Source organism: Amycolatopsis sp. QT-25 (genome assembly GCF_029369745.1).
Lineage (GTDB): Bacteria > Actinomycetota > Actinomycetes > Mycobacteriales > Pseudonocardiaceae > Amycolatopsis.
The window spans coordinates 6025590-6046386 of the sequence record NZ_CP120210.1; the positions used below are offsets into that span (position 1 = coordinate 6025590).

Genomic DNA, 20797 nt, shown 5'->3' on the forward strand with positions numbered 1-20797 from the left:
CCAAGGAGAAGGGGCACCTGCGCGGTGATCCGTGCGCCGTCTCACACCCGATATTCGGCCCAGTAGAGCGCCGTGTCGCCGTAACGTTTCGTCCGCGCCGGCGCGAAACCCGGCGGCCAGTCCGGCTCGCCGTCCCGCGCGGCCCGTTCGATCACCAGCAGCGCCCCGTCCGTGATCCACCGGCCCGCCGCGAGCGCGGCCATGACCTCCCCCAGGCGGGTGGAATCCACAGCGTACGGCGGATCCGCGAGGACGATGTCGAACGTTTCCGGCGCCGGAGCGGCGACGACGGATTCGACGGCTCCGGCCCGGACCGTGCCGCCGAGCCCCAGTGCGGCGACGTTCCCCTTGAGCACGTCGACCGCGCGCCGGTCCGACTCGACGAACAGCGCGCCCGACGCGCCACGGGACAACGCCTCAAGCCCGAGCGCGCCCGAACCGGCGTAAAGGTCCAGGACCTGCGCCCCCTGCAGTTCGCCGGCGACCTCCAGCGCGTTGAACAGCGCCTCGCGCACGCGCTCCGACGTGGGCCTCGTGCCCTTCGGAGGGACTTTCAACCGCCTGCCGCCCGCGGTCCCCGCCACGATCCTGGTCATGCCAGCATCGTGCCTCAACGCCGTCCGCCGTGACGTTGGCCGGGACTTGGTGAAGCCGCCGCCCAGCTCGCGTAGAGTCGTCCTTCGCCCTCGGAGGCGATAGAAGCGTTTAGGAGCGTTGCGTGTCCGAACCTCGGGTCAGACGGGCCGAGATCGCCGTCGAGCAAGCCCATGTGGACACCGTCTACACCCGGCTCGCCGAACTGCGAGCCCAGGCTGAGGCCATGCGTACCAAGGGCTATGAGATCGGCCATGGCGCCGGGCGGGAAGCGATCTTCGAGCAGGCGTCGATGCTGTTCGAACGGGACATGATGGTGTATCACGCCAATCAGACCCTGCAGACCCTCGACGCGGAGTACGAAGGCCTGGTCTTCGGCAGGCTCGACCATCTCGACGAAGACCACATCTACGTCGGCCGTCTCGGCATCCGCGACGCCGAGTTCGACAACCTCGTCACCGACTGGCGCGCGCCCGCGGCCGCGGCCTTCTACCAGGCGACGGCCGAGGAGCCGATGGACGTCGTCCGGCGCCGGGTGATCCGGTGCTCCGGCCAGACGGTGCTCGACGTCGACGACGACGTCCTGATCGCCGACGCGGTCCCCGAGAGCATGCAGATCGTGGGCGAAGGCGCGCTGATGGCCGCGCTCGGACGGTCGCGCGGCGAGAAGATGCGGGACATCGTCGCCACCATCCAGAAGGAGCAGGACGAGGTCATCCGGGCACCGTGGCGCGGGGTCACGGAGATCACCGGCGGTCCCGGCACCGGCAAGACCGCGGTCGCGCTGCACCGCGCGGCGTACCTGCTCTACCGCCACCGCCGCCAGCTCGGCGGCGCGGGCGTGCTGGTGATCGGCCCGTCCGGGGTGTTCACCAGCTACATCTCGCGGGTGCTGCCGTCGATGGGTGAGACGAACGTCGAACTGCGCGCGCTCGGCGAGGTCCTCGACGGCCTCGAAGCGACCCGTCAGGACCCGGCGCCACTGGCCGCGATCAAGGGTTCGCTGCGGATGCGCAAGATCCTGCTGCGCGCGCTGCGGGACACGCCGGAGGACGCGCCCGAGGACATGAAGATCGTCTACCGCGGCGAGGTGCTGCGGCTGAACGCGCGCGAACTCGACAAGGTGCGCCGCAAGGTGCACACCGCGGGCGGTCCGCCGAACCGGTCGCGGATCCGCGCCGCCGAACTGCTGCTCGACGCGCTCGCCGCGAAGGCCGACCAGCACGCGAAGGACGACGGCCGTCAGCTCGACAAGGCCGAACTGATCACCGAACTCGGTGAGCGCATCGAGTTCCACCGCTTCCTGGTGGTCTGGTGGCCGACCCTGTACCCGGCGCAGATCCTGCGGTGGCTCGGCGCGGAGAAGCGGCTCGCCGCCGCGGCGAAGGGCCTGCTCAACCGCAGCGAGATCAGCCTGCTCGCGGCCGACTTCGCCGACCGTTCGCGCGGCTGGACCATCGCGGACGTCGCGCTCCTCGACGAGCTGCGCGTCCTGCTCGGCGAGCCGCCGAAGCGGCGCAAGGGCAGGCAGGGCATCGAGGTCGACCCGGAGCGCGGCGGCGCCCCGACCCGGCCCCAGCATTACGACGAGTACTCGCACGTGGTCGTCGACGAGTCGCAGGACCTCTCGCCGATGCAGTGGCGGATGGTCGGGCGGCGCGGGAAGTACGCGAGCTGGACCGTGGTCGGCGACCCGGTGCAGAGCTCGTGGCCGGATCCGGCCGAGGCTGCGATGGCACGTGACCAGGCCTTCGGCCTCAAGACGACGCGGCGCCGGTTCACCCTGCGCACCAACTACCGGAACTCGGCGGAGATCTTCGACCTGGCCGCGAAGGTCGTCGCCGGGCACGCCGAGGCCGGCGAACTCCCGCGCGCGGTGCGGCAGACCGGTATCACGCCGGAGGTCCGGCCGGTCGAGGCCGCCGGGCTGGAGGCGGCGACGCAGGCCGCGGTGAAGGAGCTGATGGGAGCCGTCGAAGGCACCGTCGGCGTGATCACCGCCATGCACCGGGTGCCCGAGGTCGAGGGCTGGCTCGACGGACTCCTCGACGAGCGGCTCAAGGTCGTCGGCAGCCTCGACTCCAAGGGCCTCGAGTACGACGCCGTCGTCCTCGTGGAGCCCAACGACCTCATCACGGAATCGACCACCGGACGTCGCGTGCTGTACGTCGCGCTGACCCGCGCGACCCAGCAACTGACCGTCCTGGCCTCGAACCCGGACTGGATCCCGGCCGCCTGATCCCGCGTGTGCGCCGCCCGATCGCGTGAGTTCGCCGTCTGATCGCGTGAGTCGTCCGTCTGATCACGTGAGGTCGCTTGTTCGGCACAGGACAGCTCGCGTGATCGAACGGACGACACGCCTGACTGGACACGCGACACGCGTGATTGGGCGCGCAACTCGCGTGACTGGACACGCGACACACGTGATTGGGCGCGTAACTCGCGTGATCGGGGCGCGAAAAAGCTGAAGGGCTCCTTCAGGACACTGGTGAATGCCCTGAAGGAGCCCTTCAGACCCCCGGTGAGTGAACGACGTGGGGACGCAGCGCACGTCCAGGGGTATTTCTAGCGTCTCTTCGTTGTTCGGTGTCACGGCCGTTTCACCGAACAACAACGCCGAACAACGGATCGGCCGTGGTCACGGGCACGGAGGCCGGTAGTCGAGGCCCGGCAGGTGTTGTTCCCACTCGTCGGGCGTGATCCGCGGGTACACGGTCGCGCAGATGCGTTCGGCGGCCCGTTCGGGGCTGGTTTCCCACAACCGCACGCTGCCGTCCGCGACGGAACCCGCGAGGGTGTGCCCGTCGGGAGCGAACGCCACCGCGTTGACCCGATCGACGTCGTCGGTCAGGCTCGCCGACTCCCGGACCGTTCCCGGATCGGAGACGTCCCATAGTCGCACGGACCGGTCGTAGCTGCCGGTCGCGAGAGTCTTCCCGTCCCCGCTGAACGCGACCGAGATGACGTTGTCGGTGTGCCCGGACAGCAGCGCCGCCTGCCGGGGAGCCGCCGGATTCGTCACGTCCCACAGCCGGCCGGCGCGATCGGCGCTCCCGGTGGCGGCGAGTTCGCCGTCCGGGCTGTAGGCCACCGAGAACACCGTGTCGGAATGCCCCTCCAGCACCGAGAGCTGCTTCGGAGCCTTCGCCATCGAGATGTCCCACAGCCGCGCGGTGTGGTCCCAGCCGCCGCTCAGCAGGGTGCGGCCGTCCGGGCTGAACGCGATCGAATGGACGTCGTCCTCGTGCCCGGTGAGCGTGGCGAGTTCGACGGGCCGCCGGATGTCGGCCACGTCCCACAGTTTCACCGTGTGCCCGCTGCCCGCGGTCGCGAGCGTCCGGCCGTCGGGACTGAACGCGACCGGGTCGATCTCCTCGTCCGGCCGGTAGAAGACGCCGGTGTCGACCGGCTTCCGCGGATCGGTGACGTCGATCAGCCGCATCGTGTGGTCCCAGGAGCCGGCGGCGAGCGTCCGGCCGTCCGGGCTGAGCGCGAGACCGCAGACCCCTTCGCCGAAACCCGCGATCTTGCCCAGCTCGCGCGGGTTCCGGACGTCGGCGACGTCGACGAGGCGCACCACCCCGTCCTGGCTGCCGGTGGCCAGCAGTTTTCCGTCGGAGCTGTAGACCGCGCGGCAGGCCGACCTCGCCGGACCACTGATCGCGGGCCCCGGCAGATCCCACAGCCGCACCGTCTGGTCGTCGCTCGCCGTCACCAGCGTGCGGCCGTCGGGGGAGAACACCGACCAGACCACGGCCGCGGTGTGCCCGAGGAGCGCCGGTTTTTCGCGTGGCGTCGCGGGATCGGTGATGTCCCACAGCCGCGCGGCGCGGTCGAAACCGGTCGTGACCAGCGTCGACCCGTCCGGGCTGAACGCCACGGACCGCACGATGGTCCGGTGCGTGGCCATCGTCCCCAGCGGTGACGGCGCCAGCGGGTCGGCCACGTTCCACAGGCGCGCGGTCTGATCGATGCTCGCGGTGGCGAGCGTCCGGCCGTCCGGGCCGAACGCCGCGGAGTGGATCCCGGCCGTGTGCCCGTTCACCACGCCGAGTGGCTTCGTCCCGGCCGGATCGGCGACGTCCCACAGGCGCGCGGTCTTGTCGGCGCCGGTCGAGACGAGCGTCCGCCCGTCGGGGGCGTAGGCGAGACCGTTGACGTTGCCGGTGTGCCCGGTGAGGGTGGCCGCGAGCACCGGTTTCGCGGGATCGCGGACGTCGAACAGGCGCACGGTGCCGCCGCCGTCCGCGGTGGCGAGCACCGCCGCCTTCGGACTGAACGCCACCGCGTTGACCCGGCTCGGATGCTCCCCGACCACCACGCCCGGCACGGGCCGGGCCGGATCGGCGACGTTCCACAGCCGCGCGGTCTTGTCCCAGCCCGCCGTCGCGACCACGCCACCGTCGGCGCTGAACGCCACCGAGTTGACGTTCTCGGTGTGCCCGGACAACGTGGCCAGTTCCTTCGGACGATGGGGGTCGCCGACGTCCCACAGCTTGGCCGTGTGGTCCCAGCTGCCGGTCACCAGCACCCGGCCGTCGCCGCGCAGGGCGGCCGCGTTGACGCGGTGGCCGTGTCCGCTGACCGTGGTCGAGTACGGCGTTTCGAACATCCCGAGCACGCTGCCGCGGGTGTCCACGCTCGGATCGACGCGGTACGCCGCCAGCGCGAGCTGCGCGGCCAGCGCCGGATTCGTCGGCCGCATCTCGATGGCCTGCCCGGCGACCTTCTGCGCGAGGGCGTTGTTGCGCTGGCTCGTCGCGGTCTGTTCGGCCCGGACGGCGTACACCATCGCGGCCGTCGCCAGTACCAGCAGCACGGCCAGGAGCGCGACCAGCTGGCGCAGCCGCCGGGTGCGGCGGCGCGCGACGGTCTGTTCGTGGTTTTCGATCGCCACGCTCGCGTCGAGGAACCGGCGTTCGCGCTGCGAGAGCGCGCTGTCGTGCTCCGCCGCCCATTCCCTGGCGATGGACAGCCGCGCCCCGCGGTAGAGCCAGCCGTCGTCGCGGCCGACCGATTCCCAGGCGTCGGTCGCCTCGGTGAGCTGACGGTGCACGCGCAGGCCCTCACGGTCCTCGGCGAGCCACTCGCGCAGGCGCGGCCAGCCCCGGATCAGCGCCTCGTGCGCGATCTCGATGCCGTTGTCGTCGAGGGTGACCAGCCGTGACGACGCCAGCCTGTCCAGCACGACGGCGACGTCCGGGTCGTCCGCGTCCACCTCGTCGCGGGTGATGCGGCGTTTGGTGTCCTCGGTGCCTTCGCCGAGCGCTGTCATCCGCAGGAAGATCTGGTTCGCCAGCCGTTGCTGGTGTTCGCTCAGCGCGGTGAAGGTGTGCTCGGAGGTCTGCGCGACCGACCGTTCGATCCCGCCGGTGGACTCGTAACCGGTGAGGGTGAGGGTGTTGCCGTGGCGGCGGCGCCAGGTCTCCAGCAGCGCGTGCGAGAGCAGGGGCAGTACGCCGGGCTGCCCGGTCGCGTCGGCGACGAGCCGCGAGACCAGCGCGTTCTCGACGCGGTACCCGGCGTCGATGGCCGGCCGCGAGATGGCCTGGCGCAGCTCTTCGGTGCTCATCGGGCCGACGAGGATCTGCGCGTCCTGCATGGCCTCGACCAGCTCGGGATGCCGGGCGCAGTGCGTGTAGAAGTCGGTGCGGATGCCGAGGACGACCCTGGTCCGGCTCTCCGGTTCGGTCGTCGCGGTGACGAGCGCGGACAGGAAGGCGGCCCGCTCGTCGGCGTCCTGGCAGAGCGTGAAGACCTCTTCGAACTGGTCGACGACCAGCACGACGTCACCCTCGCGGTCGGCGACCAGCTGACGGGCGGCGAGGCCGAGGTTGCGCGGATGTCCGGTGAACTCGGCGAGCAGCCCGCCGGGCGCCAGCCCGAGCGCGGCGCCGAACTGGACGGCGCACTCCTGCAACGGCCGCGAACCGGGGGTCATCAGCAGGGTCACGGACGTCTCACCCACCGCCGGGAGCAGACCTGCCCGGAGCAAGGACGACTTACCGGAACCGGAAGCGCCCAGAACGGCCAAGAATCGTTGGTCCGAAAGCCGGGTGAGGAGTTTTCGGACAAGTCGTTCGCGACCGAAGAATCGGCTCGCGTCCTCGGGTCCGAATGCGGTCAGGCCGATATAAGGGGCCGATTCCCCATTCAGCGGGGCAACCGGTGAATCGCTGACTCCGGTGCGCGTCCGCTCGGTCACCTCATGCCAGCGGGCCTGCCACTCCTCCTCGGGACCGCCGCACGCCCGGACGTAGGCCAACGTGACCGCCAAGCTGGGCATCTTCTTCCCGCCGGCGGCTTCGGAGAGGGTGCCCGCGGAGTAATGGGCACGCCTGCCCAGCTCGCGGTACGTCGGATTTCCGGCCTTCTCCCGCAGCCGCCGGAGATCGGCGGCGAACTCCAGTAACGGATCGTCCCCGGGATCCAAAGGTCGCTCCGGACGCGGCACCCTCGATCCTTTCTTTTCAGTGGTTTTCCCACGGTCGCATTCGGGGCCACCGTACCGTGGAAAGAGTGGAACTCCGGCGCGTACCGGGTACATCGAGTCGGTTGATTTCGATCGCTTGCCAGGTGCTCGACGTCACGGGAAGGGATCGGGGACCCGCCGCGTTGTACCGCAGCGTGACCTCTTTGCCTGACATCCCGCTGTCCGTGCTCGACCTCTCGCCCGTCGTGGCCGGCGGCGGTGTGCGCGACTCGCTGCGCAGCACCCTCGACCTCGCGCGCCGGACCGAGGCGCTCGGCTATCACCGGTACTGGCTCGCCGAGCACCACAACATGCCCGGCATCGCCAGCTCCGCGACCGCCGTGATGATCGGCCAGGTCGCCGCCGCCACCGAACGCATCCGGGTCGGCTCCGGCGGGGTCATGCTGCCGAACCACGCGCCACTGGTGGTGGCCGAGCAGTTCGGCACCCTGGAGGCGTTCCACCCCGGCCGGATCGACCTCGGCATCGGGCGCGCGCCGGGCACCGACCAACGGACCGCGCTGGCGCTGCGCGGCCCGGGCGGGCTCTCCGCGGAGAACTTCCCGCAGCAGTTCGCGGAACTGCTGGCCTACTTCGAGCACTCCGACCAGCGCGCGGTCAACGCCGTGACCGCCGAAGGCAACAAGCCGCCGGTGTGGCTGCTCGGGTCGAGCGGCTTCAGCGCGCGGATGGCGGGCGAACTGGGCCTGCCGTTCTCGTTCGCGCACCACTTCAGCGCCGAGAACACGCTTCCCGCCGTGGCGCTCTACCGTGACGCGTTCAAACCGTCGGACGTCCTGGACGAGCCGTACGTGATGCTCGGTGTCTCCGTGGTCGCCGCCGAGACCGACGAGCGCGCCCAGTACCTGGCCGCTCCCAGCGGCCTCACGTTCCTGAGCCTGCGCAAGGGCCGCCCCATCCCGCTGCCGACGCCGGAAGAGGCCGCGGCCTACCCGTACACCGACATCGAGCGCGTGTTCATCGAGGACCGGGCCGCGAGCAGCATCATCGGCTCGCCCGAAACCGTCCACAAGGGACTCGAGACGCTGCTCGCCGACACGGGCGCGAACGAGCTGATGATCACGACCATGGTGCACGACCAGGCGGACCGGGTGCGGTCCTACGAGCTGGTGGCGGAACTGGCGCGCTGAGAACCGCTCGCGTGAAGGCCCCTCCCCCCGGCTGAGTACCTGAAGGCCCCTTCCTCGCGCCTGACGCGAGGAAGGGGCCTTCACGCGCTGACCGCCGTCCCGTGCCATCTCGTGCCATCTCGTGCCATCTCGTGCCATGAAAGGTCCTTTACTTGCAAAATTCGCAAGTAAAGGACCTTTCATGGCGCCCGGAAGCCTTCCTGCGCCCAAGAAGGCCTCCTTGCCTACCTTGAGAGCAGGCAAGGAGGACCTCACGGACCTCTACGACACGTGGCACCCCGGGCCGGTGGGCGAGGCAGCACCCGCCGCATGTCAGGTAAGGGTCGTTCAGAACGAAAACCCGCCTGAACGACCCTTTCATGACACTGAAGCGAGCCGGTCGCCGCCACCCTTGAGGACCGATCGCGACCGCCCCCACCCCGAACGGACCAACGCCCCGCCGAGCACGAAAGAACGGACAACATCCACGTTCGCCTTTGTCACAGAAGAACAAGAATTCACCGGTTACCAGGACGTGACGTCTTGATCACACCGAAGTTCTTGTCACCAGGCGGGCACGTGATTAGCGTACCGACCAGTAGCAAACCGCACGGTAACACCCCGTTGATCCTATTCAACGATTCCGTTCCGCCATTCGGAGCAAAGGAATTGCGCAAGCTGGGGTGTCTTCGCCGTGCCCGGAAAACGGGAGGGTCGGCGTGGGCGTCCGGACTAACGCACCCTCATTCCCCGGCGCGGGTGCGCTCCGGGAGACCGGCAGGCTGTACTCACTCGGTCTCGACGTCGTCCGGTTGACCTTCCGGCGGCCGTTCCAGGCCCGCGAGCTGATCCAGCAGTTCTGGTTCATCGCGAGTGTGTCGATCCTGCCGACGGCGCTGGTCGCGATCCCCTTCGGCGCGGTGATCGCGTTGCACATCGGCTCGCTGACCGCGCAGATCGGCGCGCAGTCCTTCACCGGCGCGGCCAGTGTGCTGGCGATCATCCAGCAGGCCAGCCCGATCGTGACCGCGTTGCTGATCGCGGGCGCCGGCGGCTCGGCGATGTGCGCGGACCTCGGGTCCCGCACGATCCGCGAGGAGATCGACGCGATGGAGGTGCTCGGGGTCTCCCCGATCCAGCGCCTGATCGTGCCGAGGGTGCTCGCCGCGATGGGGGTCGCCGCATTCCTCAACGGAATGGTCAGCGTGGTCGGCGTCCTCGGCGGCTATTTCTTCAACGTCATCATGCAGAACGGGACACCGGGTGCGTATCTGGCCAGTTTCTCCGCGCTCGCGCAACTTCCGGACCTCTGGATCAGCGAGATCAAGGCGGTCGTCTTCGGTTTCGTCGCGGCGATCGTCGCCTCTTATCGCGGGCTCAATCCGAAAGGCGGCCCGAAAGGCGTCGGTGACGCGGTGAACCAATCCGTGGTCATCACGTTCCTCCTCCTGTTCCTGTTGAACCTCGTGCTGACGACGCTTTACCTGCAGCTCGTCCCGGCGAAGGGCAGCTGATGGTCACGACGACGCCTCCCCCCACGAACACCCGGGCGACGCGGGTCCGCGAAGCCGTCGATCGCCGGTTCGGGTTCCTGGACACGCTCGGCGACCAGATCCTCTTCTTCCTCAAGGCACTCGCCTGGGTGCCGCGCGCGGTGCGCCGCTATCTCCGCGAGATCACCCGCCTGCTGGCCGAAGTCAGCTTCGGCAGCGGCGCGCTCGCGGTCATCGGCGGCACCATCGGGGTGATGATCGGGATGACCGTGTTCACCGGCACGGTCGTCGGGCTCCAGGGGTACTCGGCGCTCAACCAGGTCGGCACGTCGGCGTTCGCCGGCTTCGTCTCCGCGTACTTCAACACCCGTGAGATCGCCCCGCTCGTGGCCGGGCTGGCCCTGTCGGCCACCGTGGGCTGCGGCTTCACCGCGCAGCTGGGCGCGATGCGGATCTCCGAGGAGATCGACGCGCTGGAAGTGATGGGCATCCCCAGCGTCCCGTACCTGGTGACCACCCGGATCATCGCGGGATTCCTGGCGGTCATCCCGTTGTACGCGATCGGCCTGCTGACCTCGTATCTCGCGTCACGCCAGATCACCGTCTGGTTCTACGGTCAGTCCGCGGGCACCTACGACCACTACTTCCTGCTGTTCCTGCCGCCGGGCGACGTGCTCTGGTCGTTCGGCAAGGTGCTGGTCTTCAGTGTCGTGATCGTGCTCGCCCACTGCTATTACGGCTTCCGCGCCAGCGGCGGCCCGGCGGGCGTCGGCGTCGCCGTCGGACGCGGGGTGCGGACCGCGATCGTGGCGGTCAGCGTGCTGGACTTCTTCCTCAGCCTCGCGATCTGGGGCGCGACCACGACGGTGCAGGTGGCCGGATGAGCCGGCGCGGGCTGCGCAAGGCCGGGGTCAGGACCGCCGGGGTGCTGTTCCTCGTGGTGATGTCCGCCCTCGTGCTGTTGTCGATCAAGATCTACCGCAAGGATTTCGTCGAATCCGTGCCGGTGACACTGCAGGCGGACCGTGTCGGCAACCAGTTGCGCGTGGGCGGGCAGGTCAAGGCGCGCGGTGTGGTGGTCGGCGAGATCCGCGACGTCCGCGCGACGCCGGGCGGCGCGGAGATCGACCTGGCGATGGAACCCGGCAAGGTTTCGCGGCTGCCGAAGAACGTGTCCGCGCTGCTCGTGCCGAAGACCCTGTTCGGCGAGCGGTACGTGCAGCTGTCCATCCCGGACGCGGCACCGGCCGAACCGTTGAGCGCGGGCGACGTGATCACCCAGGACCGCTCGGCCAACGCGATCGAACTCGAGCGGGTCTTCGACAATCTGCTGCCGCTGCTCAAAGCGGTGCAGCCGCAGAAGCTCGCCACCACGCTGACCACGGTCGCCACCGCGCTGGAGGGTCGAGGAGACCAGATCGGCGACACCCTGGCCACCGCGGCCGAATACCTCCGGCAGTTCAACCCGAACCTCCCGAAGCTGAACGACGACATCCGCGACCTCGCCACGGTCTCGAAGCTGTACGGCGACATCGCGCCGGATCTGCTCGACGCGCTGAGCGCCTCGGCGGTCACCCTCGACACGGTCGAGGAGAAACGTGCCGAACTGGCGACGGTGTACCAGCAGGTGACGTCGTCCTCCCAGCACCTCACGACGTTCCTCGTCAACAACCGCGCCAACATCATCGCGCTCGCCGCCGACAGCAGGGCACCGCTGGAGGTCGCCGCGAAGTACTCGCCGAGTTTCGCCTGCACGCTGGACGCGCTCGCCAAGCTCAAGCCGCAGATGGACAAGGTGCTGGGCGCCGGCACGGACGAACCCGGGCTGCACGCGGAGATCATCGTCTCGCAACCTCGTGGCAAATACGTACCGGGCAAGGACGACCCGGTCCACGACGCCACCGGTGAACCACGCTGCTATCCGTCGAATGGCTTGATCGGCCAAGGAATCGAAGCGATCGGCACCGTTTCGACGCCCGGCGCGCAGGGCGATCTCGGCCTGGCGAACTCGCCGCAGGAACGGCAACTGATCTCCACGCTGGTCGCGCCGTCGATCGGAGTCCCGGCCGACCAGGTCCCCGCGTGGGGCAGCGTGCTCGTCGGCCCGCTCTACCGGGGTACGGAGGTGACCGTGCGATGAGGAACTTCGTGAGCCCGCTGATCAAGGGGCTGATCTTCGTCGTCGTCACGACGCTGGCCACGGTGCTGCTGGCGGTGTCCATCACGAACACCGGCCTCGGCGACACCAAGACCTACAGCGCCAAGTTCCTCGACGCGACGTCGCTGAACGTCGGCGACGACGTCCGGATCTCCGGGGTGCGGGTCGGCCAGATCGAGGAACTCGAGATCGCCGACCACAGCCTGGCCCGCATCCGGTTCTCCCTCGACGCGCAGCGCAGGTTGCCCGCCGACGTGACCGCGGTGATCAAGTACCGCAACATGGTCGGCCAGCGCTACATCGCGCTCGAACGCGGCAAGGGCACCCGCGAACTCCTGGAACCCGGAGCGGAGATCCCGCTGGAGCGCACCACGCCCGCGCTGGATCTCACGGAACTGTTCAACGGCTTCAAACCGCTGTTCCAGGCCCTGTCCCCCCAGGACGTCAACCAGCTCTCCGGCGAGATCGTCCAGGTATTGCAGGGCGAAGGCGGCACGGTGGAAAGCCTGCTGGCGCACACCGGTTCGCTGACCACCACGCTCGCCGGCCGCGACAAGGTGATCGGCGACGTGATCACGAATCTGGACACGGTGCTGAAGAGCATCAACGGCAAGGGCGACGCGTTGTCCACTTTGGTCTCCACGCTGAAGGAGCTCGTATCCGGCCTCGCCGGTGACCGCGCCGAGATCGGGGAGGCCGTCTCCGGGCTCGCCGACCTCACCACCGCCACGGCCGGCCTGCTCGAACAGGGCAGGAAACCGCTCAAGGACAGCATCGAGGGGCTCGGCCTGCTGGCCGGTCAGCTGACGACCGACGAGGGCAAGGCCGAAGTCGACCGCGTCCTGACCGTGCTCCCTGGGAAACTGAACGAACTGGGCCGAATCGGCTCCTACGGATCGTGGATGAACTTCTACCTGTGCTCGTCCGTCCTGCGGACCGAACCTCCGCGCGGGGTACCGGCGACGGCGAAGAGGTGCACGGCGTGAAACCCTTCAAGGAGCGGAACCCGATCGTCATCGGTGTCGTCGGCAGCGTCCTCACCGCCGGGCTGCTGACCGCGACGCTCAACTACGAGGCCCTCCCGATCGTCGGCTCGGGAACCACCTACCAGGCCGAATTCTCCGAAGCGGCCGGTCTGCAGGCCGACGACGAGGTCCGCATCGCCGGGATCAAGGTCGGCGAGGTGAGCGACGTCCGGCTCGCCGAAGACCACGTGGTGGTCAGCTTCCGGGTCAAGGACGCCTGGATCGGTGACCGGACCGCCGCCGAGATCAAGATCAAGACCCTGCTCGGCCGGAAGTTCCTCGCACTGCGCCCGACCGGCGGGACGGTGCAGGACCCGAAGCAGGTCATCCCGCGTACCCGGACCGTGACGCCCTATGACGTCACCGAGGCGTTCAACGGGCTGGCCGACACCGCGGGCGCGATCGACACCGCTCAGCTCGCGGAAAGCTTCACCACGCTCAGCGACACGTTCAAGAACTCGCCAGAGCACATCAAGAAGGCGCTCGAAGGGCTGACGTCGCTGTCGAAGACCGTGTCCTCCAGGGACAACGAGCTCGCCAGCCTGCTGTCGAACGCGCACGGGCTCACCACCACCCTCGCGAACTCGAACGACGACTTCGCCAAGCTCCTCTCGGACGGCAACCTGCTGCTGACCGAACTGGACAACCGGCGACAGGCGATCCACGACCTGCTGACCGGTTCGCAGGAGCTCGCCACCCAGCTTTCCGGCCTGGTGAGGGACAACAAGGACCAGCTCGGCGGCGCGCTCGCCCGGCTCGGAGAGGTGACCGACATCCTGCAGCGGCAGAACGACAATCTCGCCAAGAGCCTCGACCTCGCCGCGCCGTACTTCCGTGTGGTGAACAACTCGCTCGGCAACGGACGCTGGGTGGACAGCTACCTGTGCGGACTCGTTCCGGAGAACCGGGACCCCTGTACGCCCAAGATCCCGGGAGGTGGCCGGTGACCAGCCGCTTCGTCACCCTGGCGCTCGTACTCGCGCTGACCGTCGTCGGCGGTCTCTGGTGGATCTTCTCCGGGAACGGACTCGACCGCGTCACGGTGTACTTCTCCCGGGCCGTCGGCGTCTACAGCGGATCCGACGTGCGGGTGCTCGGCGTCCGGGTCGGCCAGGTCGAATCGGTGGCCCCGGACGGGGAGCGGGTCAAGGTCGTGCTGACCGTCGACGGATCGACGCCGATCGCGGCCGACTCGGGCGTGCTGGTGGTGGCGCCGAGCGTGGTGGCCGACCGGTACGTCCAGTTCACCAAGCTCACCCGCGCGGGGAACCGGCTGGACGACGGCGCGGTGATCCCGGTCGAGCGCACCGGCACGCCGGTGGAACTCGACCAGCTCTACTCCAGCCTCGACACCCTCGCCAAGGCACTCGGCCCCCAGGGCGCGAACGCCGACGGCGCGCTTTCGGAACTGTTGCGCACCGGCGCGAAGAACCTGCGGGGCAACGGCAAGCCGTTCAACGAGTCGGTGCGCAACTTCGCCGACCTCGCCAGGACCTTGTCCGGGAACTCGCAGAACCTGTTCGCCACCGTCGACGAACTGCAGCGGTTCACCTCGATGCTGGCGACCAACGACCGCAACGTCGGCGAGGTCAACCGGCAGCTCGCTTCGGTGACCGGCACGCTCGCGCGGAACAAGGACGAACTCGCCCGCGCGCTCAACGGCCTCGGCGGGGCGCTGGCGGAGATCCAGCAGTTCATCCGGGACAACCGCGCGCTGATCAAGTCCAACGTGGACAAGCTCGCGGTGACCACCGGGACGCTGGCGGGCAAACGCGCCGCGCTGGCCGAAACCCTCGACACGCTCCCGCTGGCGGTGACGAACCTGCTCGGTGCCGTCGATCCGAAGACCGGGAAGCTGCAGAGCCGCGGCAACATGCTCGAATACGCCCCGCTCCCGCTGCCGGTCGCCGGCGACACCTACACCGGGGGGCGCTGATGGCCACGAAACGGTCGATCGCCGTACTCGCGGCGTGCTGTGTCGCGCTCACCGCCTGTTCCGCCGATTTCAAGGGCGTCTACGACCTGCCGCTGCCCGGCGGCGCGGACCTCGGCACCCATCCGTACCGGGTGACCGTGCAGTTCGCCGACGTCCTCGACCTGGTCCCGCAGGCCGCGGTGAAGGTGGGCGACGTGCCGGTCGGCCGCGTCGAGAGGATTCAGCTCGGCGAGGACGGCTGGACGGCCGAGACCGTCCTGGTGGTCAACGGTGACGTCCACCTGCCCGCCAACGCCCTCGCGCGGCTGCGGCAGTCCAGCCTGCTGGGCGAGAAGTTCATCGAGCTCGCCCCGAGCGCGACGAAGGCCGAAGGCAGGCTGGGCGACGGCGCGGTGATCCCGGTCGCGAGCACGAACCGCAACCCGGAGTTCGAAGAGGTCTTCGGCGCGCTGTCCCTGCTGCTCAACGGTGGCGGGATCGGCCAATTGCAGACCATCAACCGCGAGCTGTCGAAGGTGATGGACGGCAACGAGGAGGAGATCCGCTCCTTCCTGTCCACTGTGGAACAGCTGGTGTCCAATCTGGACTCGCATCGCTCGGAGATCACCTCGGCGCTCGACGGGCTCAACCAGCTCTCGGCGACACTGGCCAACCGGAAGAAGCAGGTCGAAGGCGCGCTCACCGACCTCACCCCCGGTCTCCGGAGCCTTTCCGACCAGCGCACGCAGCTCGTCTCGATGTTGCAGGCGCTGGACCGGCTCTCCGGGGTCGGCGTCGACGTGATCAAGAAGACCCGGGCCGACCTCGTCGCGGATCTCACCGCGCTCGCGCCGATCCTCAAACGGCTGGCCGACGCCGGCGAGAGTCTGCCCGAATCGCTGGAGATCCTGCCGACGTTCCCGTTCACCGACGCCGTCCGCGACGGGATCAAGGGTGATTACCTGAACGTCTACGCCTCGATGATCCCCGCACCGGGCGTCGAACTCCCGCCACCGGGCGAAGGCGTCCCTCCGGATCTCCCGACCTTGCCGCTGCCGCCCTCCGGAGGTAGCTGATGCTCACCGCCCGTGTCCGGATCCAGGTGCTCACGTTCGTCGTCCTCGCGCTGGCGACGACGGCGTTCGTCGGCGCGAACTACGCGGGGCTCGACCGGATTTTCGGGGCGAGCGGGTACACCGTGAAGCTCGCGCTGACCGACGGCGGCGGCCTGTTCACCAACGGCGAGGTGACCTATCGCGGTGTCGCCGTCGGCCGGGTCGGTGAACTGCGGCTCACCGACGACGGCATGGAAGCGGATCTCCTGCTCGACGACGACGCGCCACCGATCCCGGCGAACTCGCGGGCGGTCGTGGCGAACCGGTCCGCGGTCGGCGAGCAGTTCGTCGACCTGCAGCCGCGGACCGGTGACGGGCCGTTCCTCGCCGAAGGGTCGGTCATCCCGCGTGAGGCGACGAGCGTGCCGCTGCCGGTACAGCATTTGCTGACCGACCTGGATTCGCTGACCGCGTCCGTGCCGACCGAGGAGCTGCGGACCGTGGTCGACGAACTCGACAACGCCCTGCGCGGTTCCGGCGCGGACCTCCAGGTGCTGCTGGATTCCACCACCGACTTCACCCGACAGGCCGCCGATCACCTGCCGCGGACGGAGAAACTGATCACCGACGGCTCGACCGTGCTGAAGACCCAGGTCGATTCGTCACAGGCCTGGCGGCAGTTCAGCGGAAACGCCAAGCAGTTCGCCGAACAGTTGTCCCGTTCGGACGGCGACCTGCGACGGTTGATCACGACCGCGCCTCCGGCGGCGACCCAGCTCTCCGGGCTGTTGCGGGACAACGAGCCCGGCCTGCCGATCCTGCTGGCGAACCTGCTCACCACCTCGCAGGTGTTCTCCGCGCGCACCGACGGCCTCCGTCAGCTGCTGATCAACACCCCGAAGGCGGTGTCCGCGGTCGACGCCTCCGTCGACGAGGAGTCCGGGAAGATCGAACTGGTCCTGACCTTCTTCGACCCGATGCCCTGCACCAAGGGCTACGGAGAGACGAGGATCCGCAGCAGCGCGGATCTCTCCCCCCTGCCGTTCAACACCGGTGCCGCGTGCACGCTCGAGAAGGGCAATCCGAGTTCGGTCCGCGGCTCGCAGAACGCGCCGAAGGGCGGCGTCCCGCCCGCCGCGATCCCCGGCGGCTTCGGCGCCGACGGCCAGCCGACGTCCACCAGCCTCGAGGAGATGTTGTGGCTGCGCAACTGAAGATCGCCATCGCCGTGTTCGCCGCGGCCTGCGCGTTCGCGGGATGGGCCGGGTACACCTGGTTCACCGCGACGGGTTCGACGGCCGTGGCCTACGGGAACTCGCGCGACGAAGCGCTGAAGAGCGGGCGTGAACTCGTCGCCCGGCTGACCAGTCTCGACCACCATCGGGTCGACCAGGGCATCGCCGACTGGCTCGCCGCCTCCACCGGCCCGCTGCGCGATCAGCTGGGCAAGACCGACGACGCGACCAAGCAGACCCTCGTCAAGGACGCGACCGTCTCGACGGGCAAGGTGCTGGACGCGGCCATCAGCGAACTGGACGACCACGCGGGAACGGCCAAGATGCTGGCTTCGGTGGAGATCACGATGGCCAAGGAAGGCACGGCGCCGACGACGAAGCGCAACCGGTTCGCCGCCGGGCTGACCAGGACCGGCGAGGGCTGGAAGCTCAGCGCGCTCGACCAGCTCCCGGTGGGTGCGCGATGACCGCCACCGCCGACGCTTCCGTCGAACCCGAAGCCGAACCCGAGGTCGTCGCCGAAAAGCCGTCGCGTCTTCCGAAGCCGCCGTTGCTCCTGCTGGTCGCGGCGGCCGTGCTGGTGGTGGCCGGGGTGTGGTTCACCCTGGAGGCGAGATCGATCTCGGCGTCTCCGGCGGCGGCGAACACCGCGCTCACCGACGTCGGCGCGACGGCCGAGGTGAACTCCGCGGTGACGGTGGCGCTCAACAAGGTCTTCTCCTATTCCTACGACCGGACCGACGTCACCGAAAAGGCGGCCGCTTCGGCGCTGAGAGGCAAGGCACTGGAGTCGTACAACCAGTTGTTCGCGCAAGTCAGGGAAAAGGCTCCGGCGCAGAAACTCGTTCTCACGACCCGCGTCTCCTCGGTTGCCGTCCAAGAACTCGGCGGCGGTAAAGCACGGCTGCTGGTATTCCTCGATCAAGCGGCGACAAGGGCAGACAACAATTCGTCGACGACAGCCGCGGCGCAGCTTTCGGTCACCGCCGAACGCGAAGGCGAGAACTGGGTCGTCACCGACCTTGTCCCCCGGTGACAAACCGGTCGTTCCCCATTCCGTCCGCTTTGTAAAACAGGAGAGAAAACGAGGAGAATCCCATGTTCGGTCGAACGCGCCCGAAAACCGCCCGTCGCCGTCTCGGCACGGTCGTCGCGCTCACTTCCGCGATCGCCGTGGCGGGCGGCCTCGCCGCGTCCCCCGCCCTGGCGGACGACCCGGTGGAGATCCCGGTGTCCTACACCGTCACCGGGAAGACCACGGTCAAGAAGACCGGCGGCACCCTCGACCTCGGCCCCGGTCAGCTCGACGGCGCCCTCGTCGTCGACGGTGACAACGTCGGCATCCGAGGCAATCTGTCCCTGCCGCCCTCCACGGCCAACATCTCGCTGGTCTCGGGGGTCTTCAAGATCAAGGCCCGCGTGCGGATCGAGCCGACCGGCCCGGTCACCGGCACCCTGGCCAACGGTGACCTGACCACCCATTCGCAGGCGAACATGCTGATCGACAACATCGTGGTCGGCCTGTTCTGGCCGGTCGTCCCGCTGCCGACGGTGCCGAACGCCTGCAAGACCGTCAAACCGCTCGACCTGACGCTGGTGTCGAAGAACGTCGACCTGTTCGCCCCGTCCATCCCGTCTTCGGGCACGTTCACCATCCCGGAGTTCAAGGACTGCTTCATCAACGACCTCGCGCTGGGAGCGTTGATCTCCGGCCCGGGCAACACCATCAACCTGAACATGAAGTCGAACGTCTGACGCTCCAGTCCGTGAAGGCCTCCTTGAGGGACCCTGAGTCCCTCAAGGAGGCCTTCACGGAACGTCAGCAGAACTGCGGCGCGGCCGGGTCGACCAGCGCGACCCCGGTGCCATCACCTGCGGAAACAGCGTAGACCGGAGCACAGGCGCCAGAGAACTTCCACATGTCCATCGGCGGTTCCGAGCTGGTGTCCCGGCTCTCCTGCTTCAGGTTGCTGCCCCAGGCGAAGACGCTTCCGTCCGCCTTCAGCACCACGTTGTGGTTGTAGCCGGCGTCGATGGCGACGACGTCCGCTTGCGCCTCGGGCGGTACGGAAGCCTGGCCGTAGGTGTTGTCGCCCCAAGCGAGGACGCCGCCGTTCTTCAGCGCGATGCTGTGGCGGAACCCGCCCGAGATCGCCGTCACCCCGGAGGTCCCCGCCACCGGCACGGTGATCTGCCCCTTCGAGTTGCTCCCCCACCCGAGCACGCCGCCGTTCTTGAGCGCGAGGCCATGATCGACGCCCGCCGAGATCGCGGTGACCCCCGAAGAAACCGTCGCGGGGACGGCGGTCCGCGAACCCCAGCTCAGCACGCTGCCGTTCGTCTTGAGCGCGAGGTTGAAATAGGCGCCGGTCGAGATGGCCTTGACGCCCGATGTGGCGGCGGCCGGGACGACGTTCTGGCCGTAGAAACCGTTGCCCCAGGCGATGACACCACCGTTCTTGAGTGCCAGTTCGTGCGCCCAGCCCGCGGCGATCGCCGACACCCCCGACGTCGCCGCGGCCGGAACGGTGGCTTGACCGTAGTTGTCGTTGCCCCAGGCGATCACCCCTCCGCCCTTCAGGGCGAGATGGGTGATCCCGCCCGCGGAGACCGCGCTCGCGCCGAACGCCGAGGCGGGCACGGTGCCCTGCCCCTGCCCGTAGTCGTTGCTCCCCCACGGCCGCGGTTCGCCGGTCGGCGCGGCGTCGGCGATACCGGAAAGGGAAACCGTGGCGATCAGTGCGGCTATCGTGGATGTGGTCACGCGCCGTGTCGTGGATCGTCGATTGACTGAAGCCATGCGAGAAATGTTAACCCCGTTCCGCCGATCGGCCCCGCCTTTGTCATCGACGGACAAACTTCATAATCGCATTCAGCGCGCACTGACAAGAACGAACGGTTTCCGCACCCATTCCGAAACCTGTCGACATGGATACTTGTTACGTACATAACTCGCGGGTAACCTCGGTTTACCCCACCACCGAGAAAGCCGCTCATGTCGAGCATATTTGATCAGAAAAACTCGCCGAAAGGCGCATGGGGAAAGCCGTCCGAGACGTAAACTGGATCAAAGGAGATGACAGGTATGTCCCGCAGACTTGGCAAGTTGTCCGCCGGTGTCGCCACCACCGCCGTCGTGATGGGCGCCGTCGCCGTGCTCACCGCCGGCACGGCCGCCGCCCTCGCCCCTTACTCGACGGGCAAAGTCGCGTACATGTGCAACTTTCCCGCCATCGGCCAGCAGCAACTGGACGTGACGGCCAAATTCGACGGCCCGGCTTCGGTCGCTTCGGGCGGAGCCTTCACGCCGTCGAACATCTCGGGCACCGCGACGATCAGCGCCACCATCAACGCGCTGCTCAACAGCGCCAACTACGACGGTGTCCGCGGCAAGGTGAACATGCCGGTCACCGTCACCAACGCCACCCCCGCGTCGGCGACGGTGACGAACCTCAATGTCCCGACACAGGTCAACCCGTACGTGCCGGGCACGCGGACGTTCAACATCCTCCAGGACGCGGGCACCGGTGTTCCCACGTTCACCGCCGGTACGCCCGGCTCGGCGACCGCGTCGCTCGGCACCACGATCAACGCGCCGCTGGACTTCCACAAGAAGGACGGTTCCTGGACCACCTGGAACTTCAACTGCACGGTGAAGAACACCAACCCCGCGCAGAACCGGGCGTTCAGCCCGGCCATCACCATCACCTGAGGAAACCC

General features: G+C 68.6%; 17 protein-coding genes. 14 read left to right on the forward strand and 3 right to left on the reverse strand.

All coding sequences use genetic code 11. The annotated features are described in order from the left end of the window. Positions 1 to 41: 41 nt before the first annotated feature. On the reverse strand, positions 42 to 596 hold the full coding sequence (gene rsmD / locus P3102_RS27995) for a 16S rRNA (guanine(966)-N(2))-methyltransferase RsmD (protein ID WP_276363073.1): 555 nt from the start codon (positions 594 to 596) through the stop codon (positions 42 to 44). Between the two features lie 122 nt (positions 597 to 718). On the opposite strand from rsmD, the gene P3102_RS28000 reads away from it, so the two are divergent. Further along, positions 719 to 2833 carry an AAA family ATPase gene (locus P3102_RS28000; protein ID WP_276363075.1) on the forward strand — a complete coding sequence of 705 codons (2115 nt, stop codon included), beginning with the start codon at positions 719 to 721 and terminating at the stop codon, positions 2831 to 2833. 399 nt (positions 2834 to 3232) lie between these two features. Here P3102_RS28000 and P3102_RS28005 read toward each other — a convergent pair whose 3' ends face one another. Next, entirely contained in the window at positions 3233 to 7027 is a 3795-nt protein-coding gene (locus P3102_RS28005) for a helix-turn-helix domain-containing protein (RefSeq protein WP_276371377.1), read from the reverse strand. Between the two features lie 194 nt (positions 7028 to 7221). On the opposite strand from P3102_RS28005, the gene P3102_RS28010 reads away from it, so the two are divergent. The 12 genes from P3102_RS28010 to P3102_RS28065 all read left to right on the forward strand — a co-directional run bounded on the left by P3102_RS28010 (position 7222) and on the right by P3102_RS28065 (position 18832). Beyond that, positions 7222 to 8217 (forward strand): LLM class flavin-dependent oxidoreductase, encoded by a 996-nt coding sequence (locus P3102_RS28010; RefSeq protein WP_276371379.1) that lies wholly within the window; start codon positions 7222 to 7224, stop codon positions 8215 to 8217. A gap of 698 nt (positions 8218 to 8915) precedes the next feature. Continuing rightward, complete coding sequence (locus P3102_RS28015; RefSeq protein ID WP_276363076.1) at positions 8916 to 9710, forward strand: ABC transporter permease; 795 nt, start codon at positions 8916 to 8918, stop codon at positions 9708 to 9710. Further along, on the forward strand, positions 9710 to 10573 hold the full coding sequence (locus tag P3102_RS28020) for an ABC transporter permease (protein ID WP_125673339.1): 864 nt from the start codon (positions 9710 to 9712) through the stop codon (positions 10571 to 10573). The genes P3102_RS28015 and P3102_RS28020 overlap by 1 nt, the downstream gene beginning before the upstream one ends. Further along, a complete protein-coding gene (locus P3102_RS28025; protein WP_276363078.1) occupies positions 10570 to 11829 on the forward strand; it encodes an MCE family protein in 1260 nt (419 codons plus the stop codon). The genes P3102_RS28020 and P3102_RS28025 overlap by 4 nt, the downstream gene beginning before the upstream one ends. Beyond that, complete coding sequence (locus P3102_RS28030; RefSeq protein WP_276363080.1) at positions 11826 to 12833, forward strand: MlaD family protein; 1008 nt, start codon at positions 11826 to 11828, stop codon at positions 12831 to 12833. The genes P3102_RS28025 and P3102_RS28030 overlap by 4 nt, the downstream gene beginning before the upstream one ends. Further along, positions 12830 to 13819, forward strand: a complete 990-nt coding sequence (locus P3102_RS28035) for an MCE family protein (protein WP_276363082.1) — start codon at positions 12830 to 12832, stop codon at positions 13817 to 13819. The genes P3102_RS28030 and P3102_RS28035 overlap by 4 nt, the downstream gene beginning before the upstream one ends. Further along, positions 13816 to 14808, forward strand: coding sequence for an MCE family protein (locus tag P3102_RS28040; RefSeq protein ID WP_276363083.1), 993 nt, complete (start codon positions 13816 to 13818; stop codon positions 14806 to 14808). Before P3102_RS28035 ends, P3102_RS28040 begins: the two co-directional genes overlap by 4 nt. Then, complete coding sequence (locus P3102_RS28045; RefSeq protein WP_276363085.1) at positions 14808 to 15863, forward strand: MCE family protein; 1056 nt, start codon at positions 14808 to 14810, stop codon at positions 15861 to 15863. The genes P3102_RS28040 and P3102_RS28045 overlap by 1 nt, the downstream gene beginning before the upstream one ends. Beyond that, the gene (locus tag P3102_RS28050; RefSeq protein WP_276363086.1) at positions 15863 to 17056 is read left to right on the forward strand and encodes an MlaD family protein; all 1194 of its coding nucleotides are present in this window, start codon (positions 15863 to 15865) and stop codon (positions 17054 to 17056) included. Before P3102_RS28045 ends, P3102_RS28050 begins: the two co-directional genes overlap by 1 nt. After that, the gene (locus P3102_RS28055) at positions 17041 to 17544 is read left to right on the forward strand and encodes a hypothetical protein (RefSeq protein WP_276363088.1); all 504 of its coding nucleotides are present in this window, start codon (positions 17041 to 17043) and stop codon (positions 17542 to 17544) included. Before P3102_RS28050 ends, P3102_RS28055 begins: the two co-directional genes overlap by 16 nt. Further along, positions 17541 to 18113, forward strand: coding sequence for a hypothetical protein (locus P3102_RS28060; RefSeq protein WP_276363089.1), 573 nt, complete (start codon positions 17541 to 17543; stop codon positions 18111 to 18113). Before P3102_RS28055 ends, P3102_RS28060 begins: the two co-directional genes overlap by 4 nt. A 62-nt stretch (positions 18114 to 18175) precedes the next feature. Then, positions 18176 to 18832 carry a hypothetical protein gene (locus tag P3102_RS28065; protein ID WP_276363091.1) on the forward strand — a complete coding sequence of 219 codons (657 nt, stop codon included), beginning with the start codon at positions 18176 to 18178 and terminating at the stop codon, positions 18830 to 18832. A gap of 64 nt (positions 18833 to 18896) precedes the next feature. On the opposite strand, the gene P3102_RS28070 is transcribed toward P3102_RS28065, so the two are convergent. Further along, positions 18897 to 19817, reverse strand: a complete 921-nt coding sequence (locus P3102_RS28070; RefSeq protein WP_276371381.1) for a hypothetical protein — start codon at positions 19815 to 19817, stop codon at positions 18897 to 18899. A gap of 345 nt (positions 19818 to 20162) precedes the next feature. On the opposite strand from P3102_RS28070, the gene P3102_RS28075 reads away from it, so the two are divergent. After that, positions 20163 to 20789 carry a DUF6801 domain-containing protein gene (locus P3102_RS28075; protein WP_276363092.1) on the forward strand — a complete coding sequence of 209 codons (627 nt, stop codon included), beginning with the start codon at positions 20163 to 20165 and terminating at the stop codon, positions 20787 to 20789. The last annotated feature ends 8 nt before the right edge of the window (positions 20790 to 20797 follow it).